Source organism: Paenibacillus sp. JL3B1040 (assembly GCF_057063165.1).
On record NZ_CM169317.1, the window covers coordinates 2,069,711 to 2,082,648 of the forward strand.

The following is a 12,938-nucleotide window of genomic DNA, read 5'->3' on the forward strand; positions in this document are numbered from 1 at the left end:
TTAACACGAGCATTTAGTAAGGAGGATACGGATGATCTACAGAGATACCGCCAGACCGATTTCGGAAAGAGTTGAAGATCTGCTGAGCAGAATGACCTTGCAGGAGAAGGTGGCTCAACTCACCTGCTCGCTAATCGTCGGGGAACCTAAAAACATCAAAGGAAACATTCAGAATGGCATCGGCACTTTAAGTTATCTGAACAGCTCGCTGAGTGGAGACAACGGGAAGGATAGAGAAAAATTAAGAAGCTTGCAGCAATATCTGGTAGAAGGGACGCGGCTAGGCATTCCGGCGCTGGTCCATAACGAAGGCATCGCAGGTGCCCAGATTCCGGGTGCAACAACATTTCCGCAATCGATGAATGTGGCATCCACCTGGGAGCCGGAGCTCGCGACTAAAATGGGAGAAGCGGTGCGCAAACAACTGATGGCCTTTGGCATCAGAGCTGTTCATTCCCCGCTCTTCGACCTGGCCAGAGACCCAAGATGGGGAAGAGCCGGCGAAACCTACGGGGAAGATCCTTATCTCGTTGCGCAGATGGGGGTGGCTTATGTAAAGGGGCTCCAAGGCGACCGGGAAGTCATGGCCACGGCTAAACACTTCATCGGTTACGGAAACGCCGAGGGCGGCAGAAATGGCGGCGAACAGCAAATGGCCGAGCGGAAGCTGTTCGATACGTATGGCTTTCCGTTCGAAGCGGCCATTTATGAGGCGGACCTCATGGCGGTGATGAATAGTTACGGCATTTTGAACGAGCAAGCGGTGTCCACTTCCAGATGGCTTCTGACCGATGTGTTGCGGGACAAGTTCGGTTTTAAAGGACTGGTTGTAGCGGATTACGGCAGCATTAGCCATGCCCACGCAAGATACCGGGTGGCCAAGGATCAGAAGGAAACGGCGATCTTAGCGCTTAAGGCTGGTATGGATGTCGAGCAGCCGAATAACAGCATCTATCGAACGCTAGTGCAGGCGGTCGAGCAGGGCGAGATCGAGGAGGAGGTTATCGACCGGTCCGTCAGAAGGGTGCTGGAGACGAAATTTAAGCTTGGCTTATTTGAGAAGCCGTATGAAATTGGCATTTTTGACGAAGAGATCAAGAAACCGCAATATGTGAAGCTGTCACGGGAAATCGCCGAAAAATCGATCGTTTTGGTGAAAAACGAGGATCATGTGCTGCCGTTGAAAAAAGGTTTGAAGATCGCGCTGGTCGGGCCTTCCGCCGACAGCAAAACAAACTTTTTCGGCGGCTATTCCTCCGTCAGCACGGCGAGCACGACCAGCAGCGACTTTGACCGATCTGAGGAAGACAATTTCATAAAAGCCGCTTATGCGGCGATGATTACGGAATATAAACATCATCTGGCCCAAGACGGCATCGTGTTCGAGGATAAACCCTCGCCGGAACAGAAGGAGAAAATTATCGCAAGGTTAAAGAACCGGAAAGCAGGGTCTGACAAAACGTATCAAACGGTCGAAGAGTTTGTTGAACGGTTCTATCCGGAGTGCAAATCGGTCCGAGAAATCCTGGCGGAAGCGTTTGGGGAAGAGAATATCTTTTATGCCCCGGGATGCGATCTGCGGAAGCCGATTGACGGCGGGATTGAAGCGGCGAGACAGGCCGCCTTGCAAGCGGATGTTGTCATCGCAGTGGTAGGCGGCAAGGAGAGCATGACCCACCCGGAGGCCACCGAGGGAGAGAATAAGGACAACGCCAACATTGGTCTGGAGAAAGCACAGCTTGAGATGATGGAGGAGCTGTTTAAGCTGGGCAAACCTGTCGTAACCGTCATCATCTCCGGCAGACCGCTTGCAACTCCGCTCGTCAGCCAGCAAAGCAAAGCGGTATTGTACGCATGGCTGCCAGCGCAGGAAGGGGCGAAGGCGATCGTCAACGTCTTAACCGGAGCGTGCAATCCAAGCGGTAAGCTGCCGGTGACGATCTTGAAAGACGTAAGCCAGGTTCCGATGTACCACAGCAGGCTGCCTTTTTTCGTTGAGATCGAGGATTGGGCCGAGTATATTGACTCTGATATGAACAAACCTTTATACCCATTCGGGCACGGCCTTAGCTATACCACGTTTGCCTACAGCGATCTGAAGCATGATGCCCATGTCCGGCCGGACGGGGAGCTTGCGGTTTCGTTTAAAGTTAAGAATACCGGGAGGCTGCAAGGCGATGAGGTCGTCCAGATCTATATCAGAGACTGCTTCAGCAGCATCGTTAGACCGGTTAAACAACTGGTTGGCTTCGCCAGAGTAAGCTTGGATGCGGGGGAAACCAAAGAGGTGACGGTCGCGATCGATATGAAGCAGTTAGCCTTCCATGATCTGAATATGGATCAAGTCGTAGAGCCGGGAGAAATGGATCTGTTTATCGCCGCATCCTCGCAAGATATTCGGTTGCAAGGCTCCTTCGAGATTACTGGGGAGAAGCTGAAGATCGACAGAAAGGCATTCGTTTCGAACATAACGGTTCGATAAATTGGAACGATTCTAATGCTGATGAAAGGGTGGGCTGGACATGTATGGATGTAACCCGGTCAATATTTCGTATAAATATCAGTTTCATCAAAGGCCTAGCGATCCTAAAAGGTTCACGGTATACAGAGAAGCTGCGGATCCTTCGCTTATTATGTTCAAGGGTAAGTATTATTTGTTTCCTTCAATGACGACGGGGTTTCTGGTCAGCGACAACCTGACGGATTGGGAGTTCCATCCGCTTCAAGGGTTGCCGGTTTATGACTACGCCCCTGATGTGCGGGCGATCGGCGAGTATGTCTATTTTTCGGCATCTCACCGCTCTCGAAACTGTTCTTTCTATCGAACGAAAGATCCCTTAAAGGGCGAATTCGAGAAAATCAAAGGGACGTTCCCGTTCTGGGATCCACACTTGTTCGCCGATGATGACGGCAAAGTTTATTTCTATTGGGGATGTTCCAACGAGACACCGATATACGGTGTGGAGATGGATCCTGAACAGATGATCCCGAAGACGGAGCCCATCGAACTGATCTTCGGCCAAGACACTGTCATTGGCTATGAAAGAAAAGGAGAGGATCATCAGCAAAGAACGCCGGAGGAGATCGAAGCCAGAGTGCGGGAGTTCGCGAAAGCACACCCTGGCTTGCCGGAGGAGACCTTGCAAAAGCTGAGAAATGTATTCGGCAATGCGCCATTCATTGAAGGGGCGTGGATGAACAAGCATCACGGAAAGTATTATCTGCAATATGCGACTCCGGGGACGGAGTACAACATCTATGCGGACGGCGTTTATGTGTCTGACCATCCGCTGGGACCGTTCACGCTGGCGAAGAATAATCCTTACTCCTACAAGCCGGGGGGGTTCCTGCCGGGAGCCGGACACGGATCGACGATGGAAGATAGATATGGAAACCTATGGCATGCCTCGACGATGCGGATTAGTGTGAATCATAGCTTTGAAAGGCGTCTAGGCCTATGGCCGGCAGGCTTCGACGAGGACGGAGAGCTATTCTGCAACCAGCGATATGGTGACTGGCCGATGAAATTTGTACAGGCGAAGACGGATCCATGGACTCCTCCCGAATGGATGCTGCTTTCGTATCGCAAACCGACAAAAGCCTCCTCCTTCGAAGCGAGCAAGGAGCCTTCGAGAGCGACGGATGAGAACGTCCGGACATGGTGGAAAGCCGCGTCCAATGCGCCGGGCGAATGGCTGGAAGTCGACCTTGAGCATGTCTGCAGTGTACATGCGGTTCAGGTAAACTTTGCCGATGATGGGCTGCTGCTAGCTCCTCCCGAAGGAGTGACACTTGTAGAGAATCGGTATATTGATGCACGAACACAGGCAACGAGATGGAAATTGGAAGGATCGGTTGACGGACAGCAGTATTTCGAGATTGCGGACAAATTCACTGCTGAGACGGATCTGCCGCATGATCTTATTGTTAGCGAAGCCGGGATTAAAGCGCGCTATATTCGCTGCACAATCAAAGAGCTCCCTTACCAACAACCACCCTGCATATCCGGACTCAGAGTGTTTGGAATCGGTGAGGGAAGACTGCCTGCGCAGACAAGCGGAGTGCGCACGGAGCTGATAAGCGAACTGGATCTGTCCGTAAGCTGGGACCAGGATGATGCGGTGGGGCACAATGTACTATGGGGCTATGCGCCGAATAAGCTGTACCATAGCTATATGGTGTTTGGCAGCAATTCCGTTGAGATTGGAGCATTGATCAAAGGCCAGCCGGTATTTTTGCGTGTGGATTCATTTAATGAGGCAGGAGTAACTGAAGGTTCAATTCTTAAAATCATCAACTAAAAAGCAGCGAACAGAGTATGCAGCTTTTATATGCAGCCGGGTCCGAATGGATCCGGCTTTTGTGCATACGAGCGTAATGTCGTAAAACTGCCACTCAAGTTGTCGTCAAACCGTTAGTTCGGGCGATACTTCTTAGGTACGATAAGAGTCGGAATGATGTCTCGGTATCTCGGTACATAAGGAAGGAGAGGGTGTAGGATGATTAGACAATCATTTAATCGTGATTGGTTTGTCGGGCCTCATACCAGTTTTACCAATATGCGGCCGGGCGCATCAAAGCCGGTGACGTTGCCGCATGATGCGATGATTGCGAAGGAAAGAGAACCGCAAGCAGTGAGCGGCAACAAGAAAGGCTTTTATCCTGACGGTATATATGATTATACGAAAAAGTTCTTTATCCCGGCTGAGTATAAAGATAAGCGGGTCATGTTTGAATTTGAAGGCGTTTACTCAAATGCGATGGTCTATATCAATGATGATTTTGCCGGACAGCATCCATATGGATACAGCAATTTTTATATAAAGGCGGACAGATACCTGAAGCATGGAGCGGAAAATGAAATCAAGGTTGTGGCGAGAAGTTATGACGATTCCCGTTGGTATACTGGCACGGGCATATATCGCAATGTGAAGTTGATCGTAGCTAATCCCGTTCATATCGCATTGGACGGTGTGAAAATAACGACGCCGGATATTGCGCACGGGCGTGCAATGGTCCATATCGCGACAGAGATCGAGAATGAAGGAACCTATTCCCAAGCGACTAAAGTGATCGTCGAGCTTATGGATGCAGCCGGGAGAACGGTTGCTTCCGATACGGCGCCGGTAACGGCCTTCGCAGGTGAGCGGACCGTACTCAGGCAGCGGCTCCATGTGAAGGAACCGAATTTATGGAATGTAGACATCCCTTATCTCTATACGTGCCGGATTCAAGTGATGGACGGCGAGCATCTGCTGGATGAAGAAGAGATCCCCTTCGGCCTTCGTTCATTAACGCTGGATGCAGTGGACGGACTTCGGATCAACGGAGAAGTGGTGAAGCTTCGCGGTGCTTGCATTCATCATGATAACGGAATCATCGGGGCAGCGACGATCGACCGTGCCGAGGAACGCCGGGTAGAACTGTTGAAGCAGGCCGGCTTCAATGCGCTGCGAAGCGCTCATTATCCGATGAGCAAGGCGATGCTGGATGCATGCGATCGGTTAGGGATGCTTGTGATGGACGAGGCCTTTGATGTGTGGACGATCAACAAATCCAGCTATGATTATGCGTTGCATTTCTCCGAATGGTGGGAACGGGATATTGAAGCGATGGTGAATAAAGATTTCAACCATCCAAGCGTGATCATGTATTCCATCGGCAATGAGATATCGGAGACGGGGACGCCGCATGGCGCTGCTTGGGGGCGGAAAATAGCCGAGAAAATTCGCAGCATGGACGCTGCACGATTCGTGATTAATTCGATCAATGGCATTCTGTCCGTCATGGGCAAGATGCGGGCGGCCATGACCGCTTCGGCGAACCAAGCGGCCCTAGAGAGACAACCTGGCGGCAATTTCAACAACGCGATGGTTGGCAATATGTCAGAAAGAATGAAACAAATGAACCAGTCCCAGCTCGTAACCGAAGGAACCGCCGAAGCCTTCGCTGCTGTTGATATCGCAGGCTATAACTACGGGGACTCAAGGTATGAAATGGATAAGGTGCTGTTTCCGAATCGCGTCGTTTGCGGCTCCGAGACATTCCCTCGGGAAATCGCAAAAAACTGGAAGCTGGTCAAAGAAAACGGACATGTGATTGGAGATTTTACATGGACGGGATGGGATTACTTAGGAGAAAGCGGCGCAGGAAAAGTTGTTTATGCAGGGGAAGAGGGCTATGGCCAATTTTCATTCGGCGCGGACTTCTCATGGTTGACTGCCTATACCGGGGATATCGATATTACCGGATACCGCCGTCCACAATCGTATTATCGCGAGATTGTATTCGGTTTGCGCCAGGAGCCGTATATCGCCGTTCACCGACCGGAGCGATACGGCCAGCCCGTGGAGATTTCCACCTGGGGATGGAGCGACTGTGTCGCCAGCTGGAGCTGGGAAGGATTCGAGGGCAAGCCGGTAAAGGTAGAGGTGTATTCGGATGCGGATGAAGTCGAGTTGTTGGTAAACGGGGAAGTCGTGGGTAAAGCGGCCGCAGGTGAATCCCATGCATTTAAAGCCGTGTTTGAAACGGTATATGTTCCCGGCGAGATTACAGCCGTTGCTTATATGAATGGAGGTGAGACGGCGCGTTGTATCCTGCGGTCAGCACACGATTCCCTAAGCTTGCGCGCCGAAGCGGATCGTGAAGAGATCGAAGCGAATGATCGTGATTTATCTTATATCACGGTGACTCTGACGGATCACGATGGAGTCGTTAAACCGCTTGCCGATCGGGAAGTATCTGTCACATTAGAAGGGCCTGGCGTCCTGCAGGGTTACGGAAGCGGAAATCCCAAGGCTGACGGGAATTTCCGGAGGACGACGCAAAAAACGTTCGACGGCAGGATTCTTGCGGTGATCCGTCCAACCGGCAGCGGAATCATCCGGGTGTCGTTCGAGGCGGAAGGCTGTGAGGCGAAGCAAGTGCGAATTACGGTTCGCTAATAGGATTGGAAAAACAAGTTGAAGGGAGCAAATCGCGATGAAACATGATGAATTGGATTTACAGGTTGCCGAAAAAGGACATAATCCGAAAATCGCCAGATGGGCGGCTTCTCAAGGCATGGTGTTGCTGGAAAATCGCCAACATGTCCTACCGCTTAAAACCGATAAAGTGGCGCTGTTCGGCGGCGGAGCTTGCGTAACTGTCAAAGGAGGCACCGGATCGGGCTATGTATCCTCCCAATATGAAGTGTCCGTCTATCAAGGTTTGATGAACGCCGGGATCACGGTTACATCGGAACAATGGATCCAGGATTTTCTCGCGAAGTATAAGCGAATTCAAGAGGAAGATACCACACTGACCCAACTCGACCGCGTTTGGGGCGGCCGTACCATACCGGTACCGGATCCCGTATTGACCGAGCGGGACCTTGAGGCTGCTTCGGCTGCGGATACCGCGATATACGTGATCTCCAGGGTAGCGGGCGAAGCGAAAGATCGGCAAGCGGTGAAGGGTGATTATTATTTGACAGACGATGAGATGCACAATTTAAAGATGATGGCGGAGCGATTCAAACATAGCATCGTTGTATTGAATACAAATGTGATCGATACGAAGTTCTTTCGCGACATTCAAGGACTGGATGCCCTGTTGTTAATGTCTCTTGCCGGGATGGAAGGAGGCAATGCCCTGGCGGATATTCTAACAGGCAAAGTGACGCCTTCCGGCAAACTGACCGATACTTGGTCCATCCGTTATGAAGATTATCCGGCTTCCGCCACATTCGGGACGAATGCCGGTAACGGCAAGCAACAGAATTATGAAGAGGGGATCTATGTCGGATATCGGCACTTCGACAGCTTTAATATCACGCCGGCGTATGAATTCGGATACGGGATGTCTTATACGGAGTTCACTATAGAAACGGAAGAGGTCACGCTTGTTGACCAAAGGCTGAACATACGTGTGAAAGTTGCCAATACCGGCTCCGCTTACTCGGGCAAAGAGGTGGTCCAAATCTATATATCCGCCCCACAAGGGAAGCTGGATAAGCCTTATCAGTCGTTGCTTGCGTTTGGCAAAACGGATGAGCTAGAGCCGGGTGAAAGTCAGAGATTGACCCTCACGTTCCCTGTCTCGGAGATGGCATCCTACAGTGAGCAGCTTGCCGCATGGGTGCTGGAGGCAGGCGACTATCTGGTGCGTGTTGGCAATTCTTCGCGGCATACGAAGGTGTCCGCCGTAATCAGAATGGATGAGACAAAGATCGTTGAACAGCTGAGTAATCGGCTTCCGCTTGATCAGGGCTTTGTAGATAAGTCCGGCGCAGGTGCCGCTTCTTTCAGTTATTCGACCGAGGCGGCAGAGATTGCCGTCGCGCCTGTTATCGAGCTCACGGCCAGCTGTCTCGATACGGTAAATCGAGCCTCGCAAATCAATACCTCGCAAGTTACGACTTATGTGCCGGACGGATCCGGCTATGAGTCGAAGTTTGTATCGGGATCACGCTCTGCGGGCGAACGGTATGAAGAGATCATTCAAAAGGTTCCGGCTCATCCGAATGCCAAATTATACGATGTATACAGCGGCAAGCTGACGCTTGAAGAATTCGTAGCCCAGTTGGAGCTGCCCGTCTTGGCCACGCTCGTGAACGGTCGGTTCAGCGAATCCGATGTGATGATCGAAGTCCCGCATCCAATCGAGAAAGCCATCGAAACGCCGGGCAGAGCTTCAGGAGGAACAACTCCGAACTTCGTAAGATCGCTCGGCATTCCGAACAACCATCTGCCGGACGGTCCCGCAGGCATTCATCTTCCGAATGGCGAAGCCTATACGGCGTATCCGGTCGGGACTCTGCTCGCGCAGACCTGGGACATGCCGCTGATGATTGAGATCGGCAAGTCATTCGGCAAGGAGCTTCGCGAACACAACATGACTTTCATCCTGGGGCCTGGGATGAATATTCATCGCGATCCGCTATGCGGCAGGAACTTCGAATATTTCTCGGAAGACCCGAGGTTGACCGGACTGACAGGCGCGATGTTCACGCTTGGCGTGCAATCCCACCCGGGCGTGGGGGCAGCGGTGAAGCACTTCGCGGCGAATAACCAGGAGACCGAACGCTGGGAAGGCAACAGCTCGGTTTCTGAGCGAACGCTTCGCGAGATCTACCTGAAAGGCTTCGAGATTGCGGTCAAAGCGGCACAGCCGATGACGGTGATGACGGCTTACAACAAGATCAACGGGGTCCATTGTTCGAGCTCGATGGATCTGGTTACGCATATTTTACGCGGCGAATGGGGCTTCAAAGGGATCGTTATGACCGACTGGTTCACCGCCAGCGATAACGGACAGGATATGCACGCCGGCAATGATCTGATCATGGGCGGTTCGCATATCAGCAAGCTGATCGGCGCCGTTACGGCTCCGCAGCCGAAGTTCGAACCGGACGGAAGTGTAAGCGTAACGACCATCAAGACGTTCGGGGGAATGAAGACGGAGGAACTCGAAAACTGGAACGCTTTTGTGCCGGACCGGGACGGCGAGGATTTTTATAAGACGGGTGATGGATCTTCTTACAGAAAAGAATTTCCGGACATATATGAAGAGGGCGGATCTGTAGCACTGCAGAAATTGCGTGACAAGATTGAGGCTACAGGCGGGAAGATCATGTTCGAAACGCCGGCCAAATCGCTAATCAAGGATGATAGTGGGAATGTTACAGGGGTGATTGCGGCTAAGTCAGACGGCGGACAACTAACGATTCATGCGAAATCAGTTGTATTGGCGACGGGCGGATATGGCGGCAATGCAGAAATGATGAAGGAACGGTTCGGTGAAAAAGCGGTATTGGGACAGATCGCTTCGGCAACAGGTGATGGATTGAATATGGCTTGGGATGCTGGCGCCGCTCGATATGGAGATAATCTTGCGCATTGGTTTTATCTGATGCCTAATTCCGAATTAAGCAAAAAAATGGAGGATCCCTATGCGCTATGGGATTTAAATGCACTGCCATTGTTGTGGGTAAACAAGCATGGGCAGCGCTTTGTCAACGAAGATGTCGTGTTTGATTGGGCGTATGTGGCTTCGATTGTATATGAGCAACCAGATGCAATGCAATGGACTTTGTTCGATCAACAATTCGTCGATACGGTTAAAACGAAAGGGTTGATTGAATATGCTGATTTGTTTAGTACATTTAAAGGCAAGAAGCAAGGATATATGGAATTTAATGAACCTTTCGATACGGAAACGGAATATCAGCACAGTATCACGCCGTTGAATCTGAATCCGATTCTCGATGCGGCGATTTCCTCCGGGGTGGTTGTGAAGGCAGACACGATTGAGGAATTGGCACAGAAGATGAATGTGGATCCGGCAACGCTCAAAGCACAAGTGGATCGATACAATGGATTCGCCAAGGAAGGTGTCGATAAGGATTTCTACAAAGATGCGGAGTATCTAAAACCGGTGGATAAAGGTCCATTCTACGCAATGAATACAACTACCCGATGCCTTGGCACACTTGGCGGTGTGAAGATCAATGAAGAGATCCAAGCTGTTGATGAGAACAATCGGCCGATTCCGGGTTTATGGGTAGCTGGTAATGATGCAGGCGGCATGTACGGCAATACGTACATCGGTATAGAGGGCGGTACCCTTGGTTTTGCTTATACTTCTGGCAGATTAGCAGGAGAGAATGCTGCTAAACACGCAAGCAAATAAGAGATACAGTTTGGAGGTGTTCTATTAGTCCAAGACTAAGGGACACCTCTTTTTGTTTAAGAAGATTATGAAATAATGCATATTGGCCACCATTTCTAACAGAATATACTCTAATTTATTATCTATAAAATATAAATCGGGGGACTTACTTCATGCAAAGTATATTGGCCTTGCTGCAATTTTGTAATACTTACGATCATGATGATATTAACTTTAACGTTGCAGAGAATTTTTTGTATCATACCCAGTTGGTTGCGGATTGGAGCTTGATTGAGGTAGCTGAACAGTTTCATTGTTCAACCTCTACGATTACGAGGTTTTGTCGCCTTATGTCCTATCCCAGCTATCCTGTTCTGCGAGAAGACTTGTCTCGATTAAGAAATCACTATTTCTTAGACATGCTGTCCACACAGTCGCTACTCTCGGAAGCAGGGCATGAACGAACGTTTGGCTTCGGGGGGAAGCATCTACTTGCACTGATGACTGACCGAGTAATTGACAGTTTAATGAGCGATCAAATAACAACTCTGGTTCGTAGATTTTATGAAAGCGGCAAAATTGGATTCTATGGGTACAGTCTGCCACAAGCCATATGGCTGCTGCAGATTGACTTTGTTATGGGTGGCAAGAGGACCACTGCATATTTAGATCCTAATTATCAGTTGGAGGATGTTCAATCTTTAGACCCTACATGTACGGCCGTATTCTGTCACTATACGAAGGAGGAGTCTTCTCTTATAGAACGGATGATTTCTGAAGCGATAGAACGAGGTGTATATACTGTTGTGGTTACCAATACTCCTTCACTGTTCCAGCATCTTAGTGTTCATAACGTACTTGTGTTCTCACACTATGAATTGACGCTTAGTATGATGCTCATCAATACCATCATCACAACGCTATCGCTTGAATATCAAAAGTATACTGCTCAAATGATAGAGACAAGAAATTAAAATAAGACGGACTGTAAATTAGTATGGCGACAAGCTCGATGCGGGGGCTGGAGATGTTTTTGCTCTTTAGCATTTCTTAAACATTTTAAAAGCATTTCATAAACAAGCTCAAGTTAAGGTAGAGACATGCCATTTAACTAGAGATAGGAGAGGAGATTTACATTGATGAAAGAGACGATTTATTTGCTGACGGGTGCCGCCGGATTTCTGGGCAACAACATTTCCCACAAGCTGGTTTCCGAAGGAAAAAAAGTGCGTGCGCTGGTATTGAACGGCGATCCTGCGGTAAAATACGTGCCGAGTGAGGCGGAAGTTGTGTTTGGCGATCTGACGGATAGGAGTTCGCTGGAAGCTTTCTTCGATGTGCCCCGGGACCACGAAGTCATCGTGATTCACTGTGCCAGTCTCGTGACGACGTCTCCCGAGCCCAACCCTAAAGTGTACGACGTTAATGTAACGGGGACCCAAAATATCGTAGATTTGTGCGTGGCCAAGCAGGTGAAAAAGTTGGTGCATGTCAGTTCCACCGGGGCCATTCTGGAAGAACCGCATGGACAAGTGATCCGGGAGCCGGAACAGTTTTACCCGGATCGGGTAGTCGGCTATTATGCAAAAACCAAAGCGATCGCCACGCAGTATGTTCTTGAGGCGGTGCGGAACAAGGGCCTGGATGCTTCGATTGTTTATCCTTCGGGGATAGCCGGACCGAATGACAGTGCCTTTGGTCCATTGGCGAGTTTTGTGATTCGCTATTGCCGGGGAGAAATTCGTGTGGGGGTTGAAGGCTCCTTCAATGCGGTGGATGTTCGGGATCTCGCGGACGGCATTATGGCTTGCACGGAGCAAGGACGGAAGGGAGAAGGGTACATTTTAAGCAATGAGATGGTGCCGATGCGGAAGATGTTTGATCTGATCAGCGAAGCCAGCGGCGCCAAACGGGTCGAAGCCATTCTGACGCCGGAGCAGATGCAGGCCATGTCGCAGGGAAGTATGATCGAATCCGAAGGCGGGTCCAATTTGGAGGCCTTGAAATTTGAAATTTATAACTTAACCCGGAATAACCAGTTCTCATCCGAGAAAGCGGAGAACGAGCTCGGCTTCCGCACGCGACCGTTCGAAGACACGATTGCGGACACGGTAGCCTGGCTCCGCAGCGAGGGGGTCCTTTAGCCATTTTAACCCCTTAGAGTTCCCTCGATTGTATTTATGTAACATTAAAAGCTCTTGAATTCTCATCTAGAATTCAAGAGCTTTTTGCATACTCGGAATTCGCAGTGGATTGACACTCGTACCCGTACGTTCTTTGCACTA

6 protein-coding genes are annotated in these 12,938 nt (G+C 50.2%); all 6 read left to right on the top strand.

The features are described from left to right. The first annotated feature begins 31 nt into the window (after nt 1-31). The 6 genes from ACZF99_RS09195 (at nt 32) to ACZF99_RS09220 (ending at nt 12,797) form a co-directional block, all read left to right on the top strand. Entirely contained in the window at nt 32-2,482 is a 2,451-nt protein-coding gene (locus ACZF99_RS09195; RefSeq protein WP_483611050.1) for a glycoside hydrolase family 3 N-terminal domain-containing protein, read from the top strand. 151 nt (nt 2,483-2,633) lie between these two features. Continuing rightward, a complete protein-coding gene (locus ACZF99_RS09200; protein ID WP_483611052.1) occupies nt 2,634-4,301 on the top strand; it encodes a family 43 glycosylhydrolase in 1,668 nt (555 codons plus the stop codon). Nucleotides 4,302-4,499: 198 nt separating this feature from the next. Further along, nucleotides 4,500-6,947 (top strand): glycoside hydrolase family 2 TIM barrel-domain containing protein, encoded by a 2,448-nt coding sequence (locus ACZF99_RS09205; RefSeq protein WP_483611054.1) that lies wholly within the window; start codon nt 4,500-4,502, stop codon nt 6,945-6,947. A gap of 37 nt (nt 6,948-6,984) precedes the next feature. Next, nucleotides 6,985-10,674 (top strand): FAD-binding protein, encoded by a 3,690-nt coding sequence (locus ACZF99_RS09210; protein ID WP_483611056.1) that lies wholly within the window; start codon nt 6,985-6,987, stop codon nt 10,672-10,674. Between the two features lie 152 nt (nt 10,675-10,826). Further along, on the top strand, nt 10,827-11,627 hold the full coding sequence (locus tag ACZF99_RS09215; RefSeq protein ID WP_483611058.1) for a MurR/RpiR family transcriptional regulator: 801 nt from the start codon (nt 10,827-10,829) through the stop codon (nt 11,625-11,627). A 165-nt stretch (nt 11,628-11,792) separates the two neighbouring features. Beyond that, entirely contained in the window at nt 11,793-12,797 is a 1,005-nt protein-coding gene (locus ACZF99_RS09220; protein ID WP_483609489.1) for an NAD-dependent epimerase/dehydratase family protein, read from the top strand. The last annotated feature ends 141 nt before the right edge of the window (nt 12,798-12,938 follow it).